The 14,767-nt window shown below is 56.8% G+C and carries 13 protein-coding genes and 1 other annotated feature; of the genes, 3 read left to right on the forward strand and 10 right to left on the reverse strand.

Features of this window, described 5'->3' with window-relative positions:
• The first annotated feature begins 502 nt into the window (after window positions 1-502).
• Window positions 503-2,197: a YbaL family putative K(+) efflux transporter gene (ybaL, locus tag HFD94_RS02230; RefSeq protein WP_010671227.1), complete on the forward strand. Its 1,695-nt coding sequence runs from the start codon at window positions 503-505 to the stop codon at window positions 2,195-2,197.
• Between the two features lie 459 nt (window positions 2,198-2,656).
• Here ybaL and HFD94_RS02235 read toward each other — a convergent pair whose 3' ends face one another.
• The 4 genes from HFD94_RS02235 to HFD94_RS02250 all read right to left on the reverse strand — a co-directional run bounded on the left by HFD94_RS02235 (window position 2,657) and on the right by HFD94_RS02250 (window position 6,724).
• The gene (locus HFD94_RS02235; protein WP_010255936.1) at window positions 2,657-3,958 is read right to left on the reverse strand and encodes an inosine/guanosine kinase; all 1,302 of its coding nucleotides are present in this window, start codon (window positions 3,956-3,958) and stop codon (window positions 2,657-2,659) included.
• A gap of 58 nt (window positions 3,959-4,016) precedes the next feature.
• Complete coding sequence (gene hemH, locus HFD94_RS02240) at window positions 4,017-4,976, reverse strand: ferrochelatase (protein ID WP_167432726.1); 960 nt, start codon at window positions 4,974-4,976, stop codon at window positions 4,017-4,019.
• 113 nt (window positions 4,977-5,089) lie between these two features.
• The gene (adk, locus tag HFD94_RS02245; protein ID WP_010671225.1) at window positions 5,090-5,734 is read right to left on the reverse strand and encodes an adenylate kinase; all 645 of its coding nucleotides are present in this window, start codon (window positions 5,732-5,734) and stop codon (window positions 5,090-5,092) included.
• Between the two features lie 129 nt (window positions 5,735-5,863).
• Window positions 5,864-6,724 carry a DUF6024 family protein gene (locus HFD94_RS02250; RefSeq protein ID WP_122889128.1) on the reverse strand — a complete coding sequence of 287 codons (861 nt, stop codon included), beginning with the start codon at window positions 6,722-6,724 and terminating at the stop codon, window positions 5,864-5,866.
• A 186-nt stretch (window positions 6,725-6,910) separates the two neighbouring features.
• Here HFD94_RS02250 and HFD94_RS02255 point away from each other — a divergent pair, with 186 nt between their 5' ends.
• On the forward strand, window positions 6,911-7,780 hold the full coding sequence (locus HFD94_RS02255; RefSeq protein WP_010255931.1) for a LysR substrate-binding domain-containing protein: 870 nt from the start codon (window positions 6,911-6,913) through the stop codon (window positions 7,778-7,780).
• Between the two features lie 82 nt (window positions 7,781-7,862).
• On the opposite strand, the gene htpG is transcribed toward HFD94_RS02255, so the two are convergent.
• From htpG to HFD94_RS02285, 6 genes are all read right to left on the reverse strand, one after another.
• A complete protein-coding gene (gene htpG, locus HFD94_RS02260) occupies window positions 7,863-9,737 on the reverse strand; it encodes a molecular chaperone HtpG (protein WP_029519428.1) in 1,875 nt (624 codons plus the stop codon).
• Between the two features lie 97 nt (window positions 9,738-9,834).
• A complete protein-coding gene (recR, locus tag HFD94_RS02265; protein WP_003850420.1) occupies window positions 9,835-10,440 on the reverse strand; it encodes a recombination mediator RecR in 606 nt (201 codons plus the stop codon).
• Window positions 10,440-10,772, reverse strand: a complete 333-nt coding sequence (locus HFD94_RS02270; protein WP_003850423.1) for a YbaB/EbfC family nucleoid-associated protein — start codon at window positions 10,770-10,772, stop codon at window positions 10,440-10,442. Before HFD94_RS02270 ends, recR begins: the two co-directional genes overlap by 1 nt.
• Before the next feature lie 55 nt (window positions 10,773-10,827).
• On the reverse strand, window positions 10,828-12,924 hold the full coding sequence (dnaX, locus tag HFD94_RS02275) for a DNA polymerase III subunit gamma/tau (RefSeq protein WP_033771084.1): 2,097 nt from the start codon (window positions 12,922-12,924) through the stop codon (window positions 10,828-10,830).
• Window positions 11,425-11,486: a sequence feature (DnaX frameshifting element), on the reverse strand. (Overlaps the previous gene by 62 nt.)
• A 158-nt stretch (window positions 12,925-13,082) precedes the next feature.
• Window positions 13,083-13,634, reverse strand: a complete 552-nt coding sequence (apt, locus tag HFD94_RS02280) for an adenine phosphoribosyltransferase (protein ID WP_010671221.1) — start codon at window positions 13,632-13,634, stop codon at window positions 13,083-13,085.
• 144 nt (window positions 13,635-13,778) lie between these two features.
• A complete protein-coding gene (locus HFD94_RS02285) occupies window positions 13,779-14,168 on the reverse strand; it encodes a DUF454 family protein (protein ID WP_122889129.1) in 390 nt (129 codons plus the stop codon).
• 57 nt (window positions 14,169-14,225) lie between these two features.
• Here HFD94_RS02285 and priC point away from each other — a divergent pair, with 57 nt between their 5' ends.
• Window positions 14,226-14,747: a primosomal replication protein PriC gene (gene priC / locus HFD94_RS02290; protein ID WP_167432727.1), complete on the forward strand. Its 522-nt coding sequence runs from the start codon at window positions 14,226-14,228 to the stop codon at window positions 14,745-14,747.
• Window positions 14,748-14,767: the final 20 nt, after the last annotated feature.

Consider the following 14,767-nt stretch of genomic DNA (forward strand, 5'->3'; position numbering starts at 1 on the left):
CCGATTTTCTGCCGGTTTGCCCCACTGTGTCGCACATTCCCCCGGCGAACTCAAGGCCAACGCACATTCGCCTGTCTCTGTATGCCGCTCTTTTTATCTCCGGACCGCTTTTGCTGAGCATGACAATAGCCGCAAGGCCGCGCCCGCGTCAGACTGGTTTGTTCCGGATAAGCCAGAACGGGTAGCCAGGCCTGATGTTAACCAGTTGTTTACCCCTGCAAAAGTGCCGCTGACGGGCTTTACCCTGTCTGTGCGCGCATTTAACCCTTATTTGTGTCATACCCACGGCATTTAGGGATGCTAATTTTTATTTACCCGGACCGCTTTAAACCGTCAAATCAGCCAATATTATGGATAATGAACAAAAACACCCTTTCGATTGTGCATTTGACTTTTTTTCCTGCTTTTTTAGGGTATTCCCGCAAATTGCTCAGCGAAAGAATAGATTTTGTTTTAAACTCATTTGTTACAAGCGGATACATTTGTATACAAGGAGACAGGCATGCATCACACCACACCGTTGATCACTACCATTGTCGGAGCACTGGTTCTGGCATTTCTCCTTGGGATGCTGGCGAACCGCCTGCGTATTTCGCCCCTGGTTGGCTACCTGATGGCAGGCGTGCTGGCTGGACCTTTTACTCCCGGCTTTGTTGCCGATACCAATCTGGCTCCTGAACTGGCAGAACTCGGCGTGATTCTGCTGATGTTTGGTGTCGGCCTGCACTTCTCAATGAAAGATCTCATGTCGGTAAAGTCGATAGCCATTCCCGGTGCCATCGCACAGATCGCGGTCGCGACGTTACTGGGAATGGGCTTATCGTGGACAATGGGATGGTCGTGGATGACCGGCCTGGTGTTTGGTCTCTGCCTCTCTACCGCCAGTACCGTGGTGTTACTGCGCGCGCTTGAAGAGCGGCAACTGATCGATAGCCAGCGCGGGCAGATTGCGATTGGCTGGCTGATTGTTGAAGATCTGGTGATGGTGCTGACGCTGGTGCTGCTGCCTGCGATTGCCGGCATGATGGAACAGGGCAACGCCAGCGCCGGACTGCTGGCCTGGGACCTGCTGTGGACCATCGGCAAAGTCGCCGCCTTTATGGTGCTGATGATGGTGGTGGGACGTCGTGCCGTCCCCTGGATCCTCGCCCGCAGCGCCGCCACTGGCTCGCGTGAGCTGTTTACTCTGGCGGTATTAGCGCTGGCGCTGGGCATCGCCTTTGGTGCCGTTGAATTCTTTGATGTTTCGTTTGCGCTGGGCGCTTTCTTTGCCGGTATGGTGCTGAACGAGTCGGAACTGAGCCACCGCGCCGCGCGCGATACGCTGCCGCTGCGTGATGCCTTTGCCGTGCTGTTCTTTGTCTCGGTCGGCATGCTGTTTGACCCGTCGATTCTGGTGACGCAGCCGCTGGCAGTGCTGGGCGCGCTGGTGATTATTGTGGTGGGTAAATCGGTCGCCGCCTGGCTGCTGGTGTCGCTGCTCGGCCACTCACGTCGTACGGCGTTGACCATTTCGGTTAGTCTGGCGCAGATTGGTGAATTCGCCTTTATTCTGGCCGGTCTGGGTATCTCGCTGGGCCTGCTGACTGACGAGGGCCGCAACCTGGTGCTGGCCGCCGCCATCCTGTCGATTATGCTTAATCCGATCCTGTTTACCCTGCTGGAGCGTTTCCTGGCGAAAACGGAGACGATGGAAGAGCAGACGCTGGAAGAGGCGATTGAAGAAGAGAAGCAGATCCCGGTGGATTTCTGCAATCACGCGGTAATTGTAGGTTACGGCCGGGTGGGCAGTCTGATTGGTCAGAAGCTGCTTGAAGCCAATGTTCCGCTGGTGGTAGTTGAAAACTCCCGCGCCCGTGTTGAAGCGCTGCGCGAGCGCGGTATTAAGGCGGTGCTGGGTAATGCAGCCCGCGCTGACACCATGGAACTGGCCCGACTCGACTGCGCCCGCTGGCTGTTACTGACTATTCCGAATGGCTATGAAGCGGGTGAAGTGGTCACCGCCGCGCGTGAAAAACATCAGAATATCGAGATTATCGCCCGCGCCCACTATGACGATGAAGTCGAGTACATCATGGAACGGGGTGCCACCCGTGTGGTGATGGGCGAACGTGAGATCGCCAGCAGTATGCTGCAAATCCTGCAGGATGAGATGACCCAGGGCGAAGATTTACAGCCCTGCGATGTCGTGCGCTGATTCGTGTTAAGCAAAGCCTGGCAGGCTTCTGATCTATCAAAATCAGGGTGAATTTTACCGCAACGAATAAACTCAACACGCAGGGAACACGGGCAGAAGAGGAAAGCGTCCCGCCGCCCGGACAAAAACGCCGGGAGCGTTTTTGAACAACGCGAAGCGTTGGCCCGGCTACGGGCGCACCTCAGGGATGAGGTGCGTACTAAAAACGCCGGGAGTGTTTTTGAACAACGCAAAGCGTTGGCCCAGCTATGGGCGCACCTCAGGGATGAGGTGCGTACTAAAAACGCCGGGAGCGTTTTTGAACAACGCAATGCGTTGGCCAGGGATGGCTTAGCAATTTTCCGATCTGACCGTGTTCCCTTAACAGGCTCGATCTCATCGCTAACCGAGCCAGACGTTGCCAGTCTTCTAAGGCCCTTCTCTTCAGAAGGGCTTTTTTATGCGCGGCAGCTGCCAGCTTTACCGATCCCAGTAAGACTCTTCCAGACTGTCTTCCCGCTCCGGCAGACCGCGGGTCAGACGCGGCGAATGCTGATTCAGCACCTGGTAGCTGACGCGGTTGGCATATTTACATACCTGCGCCAGCGACGAGTAGGTCAGGTAAGGACGCGCATGTTTGCTGGAGTTTGGCACATTCAGGCTGTGATAGTTGTTGGCGGTGATGTCATGCAGTAACGCCGCCAGTGCACCATCTCCGGCGCCGTTGGTGTTCATGATCTTTTCCGGTCCGCCCATATAAGGCGCGATGTGCGAGAAAATGCGCAGCGGCTGCTGGCAATCCTGCTGCCGCATCACCCGGCTGAACTCATACTGGTTGAATTCAGCAATCGCGCCAGGCAGCAGCGGATGGTTGGTTTTGCGTTTGAACTCTTCTTCGGTGTAACCCGCCATATAGAGCCCAATCGGGCCAGCAGTACACAGCACCAGATCGACCCAGTCCAGCGCCATATTGGCGGCGAGCAGCGGATCGCTTTCGCCGGTCAGCGCCAGCGCTTCCTCTTCATTCATCGCCACGATGCTGACATGCTCGCGCAGGAAATCGCGCCAGAACTGAGGGTTGTCGCCAATCACATGTTTGGTGCCCAGCGTCAGCACCACCGGCACGTTGTGGCGTTTGGCATACTCAATCGCCCGCAACGTTGCCTGTGGCATCGGTTCACCTTCGGCACAGCGCACCAGATAGGAGGTCAGTACCAGCGCAGAGGCTCCGGCGATCACCTCTTCCGGTACGTTATCCGGATGCAGCTGGTTCATCTGGCCGGGGCTGATAGCAAAGGTTCGCTCGCCATGTTCGCCAATCAGCGTAAAGCAGCGTCCAATGGCGCCATCCACGCCCTGCAGATAGTTAAGATCGACCCGGCTTGAGGTGTTACAGAGATAGCGATAGGCGTAGCCGCCAATCTGGATGTTATTGCACATGACGCCCAGCAGCACGGAGCGGTCATCGGCCAGCACCGAGAAATTATGCAGCGTGTTACCGATGGTGCCACCAGCAAACTGATGGGTGATCAGCGCTTCCTGCATCAGCTCGTTGTACAACGCTTCCGCGACGGCATTATCGATAACCAGCGAGTGCCCGGCACTCAGGCCATAACGTGCGAGAAAAGCGTCATCGACTTTGGCTTCGATATCCACCAGCGTCTGGTCGATACCCACCACCCAGCTGCCTGCATCAACATCGTGCTGGGCGGGCTGTAACAGGGGATCGCGTGCGCTGACAGGAAAGTAGTGTTTGGATTTGCGTTTGCCGGGAAATTTCATCGGGAGGTGCCGTCTGGAAAAACAGGCAGAGAATGATATCACACTCTCCGCCTGCGCTTTAACGGCGTGCGTCGACCAGTTGCACCATCATGTCGATATGCGCCTCATCGGCGTTCAGCGCAGGGATATACTCAAACTTCTCACCCCCGGCATGCATGAAGATTTCGCAGTTTTCACCACTGATCTCTTCCAGCGTCTCCAGGCAGTCTGACGAGAAGCCCGGGCTCATCACCTGAACATGTTTGATCCCTTTAGCGGGCAGGCTTTCCATGGTTTTATCGGTGTAGGGCATCAGCCACGGCTCACGACCAAAACGCGACTGGAAGGTCATCATATACTGATCATCACGCAGGCCCAGCGCTTTGACCAGGGCCGCCGTGGTATCCGCACAGCGCTGCGGGTAGTCATCGCCTTCGTTAGCAAAACGTTGCGGAATGCCGTGGAAGGATAACACCAGCAGATCGGGCTGACCGTGCCGCTCAAAGGATCGCTCCACCGTCGCTTTCAGCGCGGCGATATAGGCCGGATGTTCGGCGTAGTCGCGGATAAACTGCACATCAGGCAGCGAGCGGTAATCTTTGAATACCGCGGTCAGGCCATCCCACACTGCCGCCACGGTGGAGCAGGAGAATTGCGGATAGAGCGGCAGCACAATCAGGCGGGTCACGCCCTGCGCCATTAGCTTATCAACCGCGCTTTTCAGGCTGGGATTACCGTAGCTCATGCCCACCTCGACGGGCATATCGACCCGTGCCGCCAGCGCATCGCGCTGACGCATGCTGTAAACCAGCAGCGGTGAACCGCCTTCCATCCAGACCGATGAGTAGAGCTTAGAGACGCGCGGCGAGCGAAACGGCAGAATAACGGCATTGATAACCGGCCACCAGAGCCAGCGCGGCGCATCGACCACGCGCGGATCGCTTAAAAACTGTTTCAGATAGCGTTTAACTGCAGGTGTGGTGGGCGCGTCTGGCGTACCTAAATTAACCAATAACACGCCGGGCTTATCTTGCCTCATTTGAGTTCCTTGATAACAACGGGGATGCGTGAAAACGGGAAAATTGTAGCGGAATTAGTGGGAGGTAAAAGCGATTACTGCAAAAGGGGCCAGTAATACCGGCCCCTGTGAACTTAGCCCAGGATCTTAGCCAGCTCGGCACTGACTTCGGTCACCTTACGGGTGCCGTCGATTTTATGATAGGCAGTGTTGCCCGCTTCCGCTTCTTTGCTGTAGTAAGCAATCAGCGGCGCGGTCATCTGATGATATTCCACCAGGCGCTTACGCACGGTCTCTTCCTGATCGTCTTTACGCATGGTCAGCTCTTCGCCAGTCACATCATCTTTGCCTTCCACTTTCGGTGGATTAAAAGTGACGTGATAAACGCGGCCTGATGGCGTGTGAACGCGACGGCCCACGATACGCTCAACGATCAGTTCATCCGGTACGGCGAACTCCAGCACGTGATCAACGGTGATCCCGGCCTCTTTCATTGCATCTGCCTGAGGAATGGTGCGCGGGAAACCGTCCAGCAGGAAACCGTTTTTGCAGTCTTCCTGGGTGATACGCTCTTTGACCAGCGCAATCACCAGCTCATCGGTCACCAGTTTGCCAGCATCCATAATGGCTTTCGCCTGGTTGCCCAGCTCGCTGCCTGCTTTTACTGCTGCACGCAACATGTCGCCGGTGGAGATTTGCGGAATGCCATACTTCTCCATGATGAATTGGGCCTGAGTCCCCTTACCTGCGCCCGGAGCTCCGAGCAGAATAATACGCATTGCGTAAATCCCCTTGCGAATCGCATTGATCTATCTTAGAAGCGAAAGAACATACCATTATGACCCGCTCATCACAAGGAAGGGCGCGGATCGCGCAGGGCGACCTGAGTCGCTTTTTGGCCCTGCCCCCTACCTGCCTGGCCTGCCGGACGCTTTTTCAGATTTACCGCCTGAGCCGAGCAGGAATTGCAGTCGTCGGCTCAGATGATGGGTCATATTCACGCTTTTTTTGCCGCTGCCGCGCACGTTAGCATTCAGCAGCAGCCGCGCCTGCTGCGGCCATTTCACCACATCTTCCGCATCTGACAGCGATGTGATCACGCAGGCCGGGACATTAAAGCTGGCAAACGGCAAACCGGGCTGATGGCAGGAGTTCAGCGGCAGCGGGTCTGACAGGGAGAGCGCATCGACGGTGGCGGCATTGTAAGGCCGCCAGTGCGGATCGTCGAAGCGGCGCAGTGCCTCATGCGTGGCGGTCAGGGTCAGCCCCTGTTCGAAAAGCCGCAGTTCGCTGCGCACCAGCGTACTGAAGTCATGTGTCCGCAACGCCACCAGCACCAGATCGCTGCAGATCTCGGCGTGGCGATCCAGTCGGGTGACAAACAGATGGGCTTCGTCGATCAGTTTCTGATGCAGTACGCTGGCAAAACTCTCGCTCGCCTCCGTCACGCCCTGGTTCTGGCAATCCCGCAGCGGACGCACGCGGCCATTGGGCAATTCGACATGCGGTACCAGCATGATGCTGCCTGCGATCAGCGGAACTGCTGGCAGGATGTTGAGTTCGGTTACCGGAAAGTGCGAGGCGTAACGGTGCTGATTGCGCGCCTGCTCCTGCCGCAGAAAGAGCTGAGAAAGAAGGACCTGCGCCACATGCAGCGAGGGCGCGAAGAAGAGATCGAACTGCTCCAGCCGGTAAAAGCGTGAGAGCGCCAGGCGTAACCGATGGCGCGCCTCTGCTGAAGTTTCAGAGGATAAAGAGCGGTGTGCCATGGTTGTCTCGCTTCGGGGAGTGTGCGGCGTGAACGCAGGTTAAGCGAGGCGGAATACCCTGAAAAATCACAGATATAAGGCTGAGTCAACCCGCCATAATTTGCCCTACAGAGTAGGTCAATGCGGCTGGACTTTAAAATGATATAAATTGACAATCCCTGTTAGATTTTTGCACAGGGGAAGAGGATGAACAGACTGCCGCCACTGAGAGCGCTGCACTATTTTCACCAGGCAGCCTTACACAGCAGTTTTAGCGTGGCGGCTGAACATCTGCATGTTACGCACAGCGCCATCAGCCATCAGATTCGCCAGCTGGAGAGCTGGATGGGCAAACCACTTTTTATCCGCAGCCATGGCCGCGTGAAACTGACCTCACACGGTGAACGTCTGCTGCTGAGCTGTCAGCAGGCGTTCAGTGAGTTGCGCAGCAGCTGCGAAAGCATTCGTACCGGGCTGCTTCAGCAGATTCGGGTCTCCTGCGCCCCCAGTTTTTTGTCGCAATGGCTGATTCCCCGTATCGCCAGCTTTTATCAACGCTATCCGGAGATTGAGGTTCACTTCCAGCCGCTGACGCAGATCTCGCAACTGCGTAGCGAACATGTAGATGTACTGATCCTCAGTCACGGCGAGCCCCCTGAATCTGACATAGACGCCACGCTGGTCAGCGAGGATGAGATTGGGCCGCTCTGCGCACCTCACTTTGCTTCGCAACTGCGGGTCGGCGAGGATCTGGCCGCGATGCCCCTGCTGCATGCGGATACCCGGCTGCACGCCTGGTCAGAGTGGGCGGACAAAGCTGGGGTCAGCGGCCGCTTTAACGGCGGAAAGCATTTTGAGAGTCTGACACTGGGGATTCAGGCTGCACGAAGTGGTCTTGGCGTCCTGATGGCACCGCGTTTACTGGTACGCAAAGAGCTGGAGGATGGCACGCTGCTAGCACCGCTTGGCTTTGTACGCGTCGAGCGGGCCACATGGATGATGACGAAACAGAGCCGTCGGCACGATACAGAGATCAGCCTGTTTCGCGACTGGCTGCAGGATGCCGCAAAACCATAAAAAAAGCCGGTGAGGATCACCGGCTTGATGCTGTGGCTTTATCAGCCGTCTGAGGCCGGTGAAAACCACCGGCCTGTTGCCGTTATGCGGTCAGCAACTGGTTCATGCGGCGGATAAACTGGTTAGGATCGTCCAGCGTGCCGCGCTCGGCCAGCAAGGCCTGATCCAGCAGCAGCTCAATCCACTCACCGAAGCGTGCTTCATCCTGCGTATCCGCAACACGTTTCACCAGCGGATGATCCGGGTTGATTTCGAACAGGTACTTCACTTCCGGTACTTCCTGTCCGGCCGCGGCAAACAGCTTCGCCATCTGCGTGGTCATCTCGTTTGCGTCGGTGGTGACAATCGCCGGAGTATCGGTCAGGCGATGCGTCAGACGCACCTCTTTCACACGTTCGCCCAGCAGAGTTTTCACCCGCTCAACAAAAGGCTCCAGCGCTTTTTCCGCCTCTTTCTGCTCTTCGGTCTCTTCATCCGCCAGCTTGCTCAGCGATTCATCCGCTTTGCTGACTGACTGGAAGGTTTTACCATCGAACTCAGTGAGATAGCTCATCATCCATTCGTCGATGCGATCGGAGAGCAGCAGCACCTCAATGCCTTTTTTGCGGAACAGTTCCAGATGCGGGCTGCTCTTCGCGGCGGCATAGCTGTCAGCGGTGATGTAGTAAATCTTCTCCTGACCTTCCACCATGCGGCTGACGTAATCTTCCAGCGAAATGGTCTGTGCCGAACCTTCGCTCTGGGTGGTGGCGAAACGCAGCAGCTTAGCGATCGTCTCCTGGTTAGCGTGATCTTCCGCCGGGCCCTCTTTCAGCACCAGACCAAACTCATTCCAGAAGGTCTGATATTTCTCGTTGTCATCTTTCGCCAGTTTTTCCAGCATCTGCAGGGTACGCTTCGTCAGCGCGGCGCGCAGACTCTGGGTCACGCGGCTATCCTGCAGGATCTCACGGGAGACGTTCAGCGGCAGATCGTTGGAGTCAATCAGGCCACGCACAAAGCGCAGATAGTTCGGCATAAACTGCTCAGCGTCATCCATGATAAAGACGCGCTGTACGTAGAGTTTCAGGCCATGTTTCTGATCGCGGTTCCACATATCAAATGGCGCACGCGCCGGAATGTAGAGCAGGCTGGTATATTCCTGCTTACCTTCCACCCGATTGTGGCTCCAGGCGACCGGATCGCTGTAATCGTGGGCGATATGCTTGTAGAACTCGTTGTACTCTTCGTCGCTGATCTCAGATTTGTTGCGGGTCCACAGCGCCTGGGCTTTGTTAATCTTCTCCCAGTGTGTCCCTTCGCCTTCTTCATCTTTGCTTTCGATCTCAACCGGCAGCGCGATGTGATCGGAATATTTGCTGATGATGTTGCGCACGCGCCATGCATCCAGGAACTCATCCTCGCCTTCGCGCAGATGCAGGGTGATCTCGGTACCGCGATCGGCTTTCTCAATCTCAGCCAGGGTATATTCGCCCTCGCCTGCGGATTCCCAGAACACGCCTTCTTCGGCTGACGCGCCCGCGGCACGGGTACGCACAGTGACTTTATCCGCCACGATGAATGCAGAATAGAAACCGACACCGAACTGACCAATCAGCTGGCTATCTTTCGCCTGATCGGAGCCCAGCGATTCAAGGAAGGATTTGGTGCCTGACTTGGCGATAGTCCCGAGGTTCTCAATGACCTCATCGCGACGCATACCGATACCGTTGTCGCTGAGCGTAATGGTACGGTTGTCCTTATCAACAGAGAGACGAACGTGCAGCTCGCCATCACCTTCATACAGGCTGGAATCTGACAGGGCACGGAAGCGCAGTTTGTCTGCCGCATCCGAGGCGTTGGAGATCAGCTCACGCAGGAAAATTTCTTTGTTTGAATAGAGAGAATGGATCATCAGGTGCAGAAGTTGTTTTACTTCCGACTGAAAGCCACGGGTCTCTTGTCCTTTCATGGTCATTGCTACCTCAACAAAACAGGTTGAACAAACGTTGAGGTTGATGTGGGGGTGACAGGGAGATTTTCAAGCCGGTGTCTGTCACAACACCGGCAAGTGATTAAAATTTAAACTTCTGGCGGCCCGCCAGTGAATGGGACAGCGTGGTGCCATCAACCATCTCCAGCTCACCGCCCACCGGCACGCCGTGCGCGATACGGCTGGCGTCGACGCCATACTGACCACAGAGTTCCGCGATGTAGTTCGCGGTCGCCTCGCCTTCAACCGTCGGGTTGGTGGCGAGGATCACTTCCTGCAGGGTTTCACTCTCCAGTCGCTGCTCCAGACGATCCAGGCCAATATCAGCCGGACCGATGCCGTCGAGCGGCGAGAGATGTCCCATCAGCACAAAGTAGCGACCGCCAAACTGGCCGGTTTGCTCAATAGCGTGAATATCCGCCGGGCTTTCCACCACGCAGATTTGACCATTCTGCTGACGCCGTGGATTGGCGCAGATGGTGCAAATTTCCTGCTCGGTAAATGTCCGGCAATCGGCGCAGTGTCCGATCTCCGACATCGCCCGGGTCAGCGCCTGCGCCAGCCGCATGCCACCGCTGCGATCGCGCTGCAGCAGCTGAAACGCCATGCGCTGCGCCGACTTCGGCCCAACGCCAGGCAGACAGCGCAGCGACTCCATCAAAGATTCAAGCAGTGGACTGGTTTGCATCAGAACGGCATCTTAAAGCCTGGTGGCAGCTGCATGCCTGAAGAGACAGAAGCCATCTTCTCTTTCTGGGTTTCATCAATGCGACGTGCCGCATCGTTGAACGCGGCTGCAATCAGATCTTCCAGCATATCTTTGTCATCTTCCAGCAGGCTGGGATCGACTTCCACGCGACGGCAGTTGTGCGCGCCGTTAATGGTGACTTTTACCAGGCCAGCACCAGACTCACCGGTCACTTCAATCGCGGCAATCTCTTCCTGAACCTTGGCCATTTTGTCCTGCATCTGCTGGGCCTGTTTCATCAGGTTGCCCAATCCGCCTTTACCACCAAACATAGTTTTCTCTCTCAGCTGAGGCTACAACGCTATCGTTAAGATAGCAGCAGCGTGTTCAAACAGGTCGGATACTCTCCTCATCCAGATCGGCATCAAAAAAGCGCTGCAGCGTCTGGATGTGGGTATCACAGGTGATGGACTGACGCGCCTGCGCCAGTTTCTCTTCGTAAATGGCCTGACGCCATTCAAGTGGCGTCAACACCGATGAATTATCGTCTTCAACTACCGAGAGTTCAACTCTCTGCCCGGCATGCTGACTCAGCGCATCGCTTAATACCTGCTGCGCCGACGGTGAATTAAGGTGACGCTGGCTGCTACGCAAATGCAGGCAGACCCCAGTTTCGGTGGTCTCTTTCCAGGCATTTAACGCCAGCTGCTGCACCAGTTTCGGCAGCGGCAGGATCGCAATCTCTGCGGCCCAGGGATCGCGCTGCTGCGCTTCTTCGGCCAGACGCGCCGCCAGCTCAGGGGTTTTCTCATGCTCCAGCGCAGAACGCAAGGCCTTTGGCGTCGCCACCGGCTCCGCCACTTCCACCGGCTGATTAACCGCTTTCCAGCGGTACGCTTCCTCTTTTACCGGGGCGGCAGGCTCGCGATCGCGGATACGCTGCTGACTGCGCTCGGTGACCGAGGCCAGCCGCTCCAGCGCGGAGTTGGCCGGCCGCGCACCTGGCGCTGCCGGCTCACGCTTTTTTGGCTTGTTCGCTCCCTGACGCAACAACTGAGTGCGCGCCTGCAGGAGCTGACTGGTGGAACTGGAGAGTGCGGTGTCAGGTGTGACATCTGGCGACGGCGAATGCTGCGGTGCAGCATCGGGCGCGGCCATCTGCGGCTGAGCAGCAACCTGCTGCTGCGTCTGCTCCGGCATCTGCTGTTGAGTCTGCTGCGCGACGGGCGACGCGGTGTGCGACGGCGGCGCAGCGGCAGGTGACGGTGAGGCTGGCTGTGCTGCCGGTTGCCGTGCTAACGGCGATGGCCCGGATGCTGCCGGTGATGTCTGCGCAGGGGCGACAGGCGCCGTCTGCTGAGTTAATGCGGGACGCGCAATGGGTTCAGCTACGGCAGCTTTAGGATGAAACGCCAGTGCACGCAGCAACGTCATCTCCACACCCATGCGACGATCGGGCGCAATCGGCAGATCCTTGCGGCCCATCAACAGAGTCTGATAATAGAGTTGCAGATCGGCGGGCGGCACCACCCGCGCCAGTTCACGCAAGCGAAGGGCGTTACTCTCATCATCGTCATTAAGCGAGGTCGGCAGCAGTTGCACCATCGCAATCTGGTGCAGCAGGCGCAGCATTTCTACCAGCAGCGCTTCCCATTCCACACCCCGTGACGCGGCCTGGCTCAACAGATTCATCACCTGCTGACCGTCACCGTCGACCAGCGCTTCCAGCAGCCCCAGCGGCTGTTCATCATCCAGCGTGCCGAGCATGACGCTGACCGTACTGCTGGTCACCGCGCCCTGCCCCATGGCGATGGCCTGGTCGGTAAGGCTCAGCGCATCGCGCATACTGCCATCGGCAGCCCGCGCCAGCAGTTGCAGCGCCCGGGTTTCACTCTCAATCTGTTCCTGCTTCAGAACATGCTCAAGCTGCTGACGGATTTGATCGACATCCAGCGCTTTGAGGTGGAACTGCAGGCAGCGCGAGAGAATGGTCACCGGCAGTTTCTGCGGATCGGTGGTCGCCAGCAGGAATTTAACGTGTGAAGGGGGCTCTTCCAGCGTCTTTAACAGCGCATTGAAGCTGTGACGCGACAGCATATGCACTTCATCGATCAGATAGACTTTGAAGCGGCCACGCGCCGGGGCGTACTGCACGTTGTCGAGCAGATCGCGGGTATCTTCAACTTTGGTACGCGATGCGGCGTCAATCTCAATCAGATCGACAAAGCGGCCCTGCTCAATTTCACGGCAGTTATCACACTGACCACAGGGGGTGGCAGTGATACCGGTTTCGCAGTTAAGGCCTTTGGCCAGCAGACGCGCAATAGTGGTTTTCCCTACTCCGCGGGTGCCGGAGAAGAGATAAGCATGATGGATGCGTCCCAGAGACAATCCATTCGCCAGCGCCGTCAGAACATGTTCCTGACCGACAACATCAGCAAAAGCCTGGGGACGCCATTTTCGCGCAAGTACCTGATAGCTCATGTGGAGTTCGACGAAGTTGGATGGAAAGATGAGCGCAGACGCTCTGCAACCCCTGTATAAGATTGCAGTAGTCTATCAGCTACGCTTTTGGCTGGCACTCGTTATCTTGACGCCGAAGGCGTGACGGCCTCGCCGGGTGGCAAGGCCGAAAGAGTGGCTTAGTGGCCGGGGAATTTAACCAGGCTGTAGCTCTCAACGCCCATGGCATTAAGACGCGTTTCTCCGGTCAGATCGAACAGATTAATAATGAAAGCCGCGTCTTTAACTTCACCGCCTGCACGACGAATCAGTTTAACGGTCGCTTCAATCGTCCCGCCGGTCGCCAGCAGGTCGTCAACCACCAGCACCAGATCGCCTGGCTGGATGGCATCTTTGTGCAATTCCAGCTTATCGGTGCCGTACTCCAGCTCATAGGATTCGCTGTAGACTTCACGGGGCAGTTTGCCGGGCTTACGCACCGGAACAAAACCGACGCCGAGGCCTAACGCCACCGGTGCACCAAACAGGAAACCGCGCGCTTCCGTCCCCACCACCTTAGTGATGCCTTTATTACGGTAACGCTCAACCAGCAGCGCAATCGACGCGGCATAGGCTTTGGGATCTTCCAGCAGGCTGGTGACATCGCGGAACAGGATGCCTGGCTTAGGATAATCGGGAATGCTTTTAATGCTGTTTTTAATGAATTCAAGCTGCTGCGCAGTGTCGGTCATAATGATACGCCTGGTAAAAAATTCTGTTTCGCGCAGCTTCAAAAGCGCTAATACCTGATAACAGGCTCAGCGGAAGTCAATTCACAAAGGGAAGCCACGCACGAAGACGCCCAAATCTAAGCAAATGACCGGCTAAATGCAACTTTATCGCGGCGGCGGCGGTGCGTCCGCTGCTTCTGCCACCACCGGAATACGCCACATAAACAGCAGCAGCGCCGCCAGCATGATCAGCAGCATGATGCGTACCCAGAGCTGATGCACCAGGAAGAGTGAGAGACTAAAGGTGGCGATTATCAGGCAGATAGCGCGTACTTTAGCCCCTGGCGGCATCGCGCGATGCTGCTGCCAGTGGCGCAGATAGCGACCAAATGGCGATTTCCACAGCAGCCAGTGATGAAAACGCGGCGATGAACGGGCAAAACACCAGGCCGCCAGCAGCATGAATGGCGTGGTAGGTAATAAAGGTAATACAATGCCCAGCGTCCCCAGCACAATCGCCAGCCAGCCGAGGGTTAATAACAGAATGCGTTGCATGAATGCCGCCCAACTCTTTCCTCATCAGCGTACGTTAGCACAATTGAGCGTCACGCGATGAGTGCGATCGCCATACAACAGCGCCTGCAACAGCTCCTTATCGCCCTGCGGCAGGAACTCGCCTGCCATTCAGATGGGGTTTGCCGTCTGCCACGTTTTGATACTCAGCTATTTCGCACTAAAGGCACGCGGCTGGCTGATTACCTGCTGGAAGTGGAACAGAATTTTGCCCGGCTGTGCGACAGCAGCCACGATCTGGCCCGCAGTGCCTGGCTGGCTGAACGCCTGGTCGATCAGATAGCCGCCCTGCAACGTGAGGCGAGTACGCAACAGCTACGTACCCGACGCGAACAGCCCGTCAGGAACCCACGCGCCGCAAAATATCAGGAGTATCGTGAATTTGAACGGCGTTTGCTTGCAATGATCGATCAGCGTGAGCAGCGGCTGGCGCTGGCCGAAACGCTGGCGGTACAGCATCAGCTGAAACAGGATCTGGAAACGTTAGAGCAGCGACTGGCACGCTGTCGGCAGGCGATTCGCTCTGTCGAATGGGCCTCGTCGTTGCGCGGCAGCCAATAAAGCGCAGCGTGACAAAAGCG

The sequence above is a fragment of the Pantoea sp. EKM20T genome (assembly GCF_011800485.1).
Lineage (GTDB): Bacteria > Pseudomonadota > Gammaproteobacteria > Enterobacterales > Enterobacteriaceae > Pantoea > Pantoea agglomerans.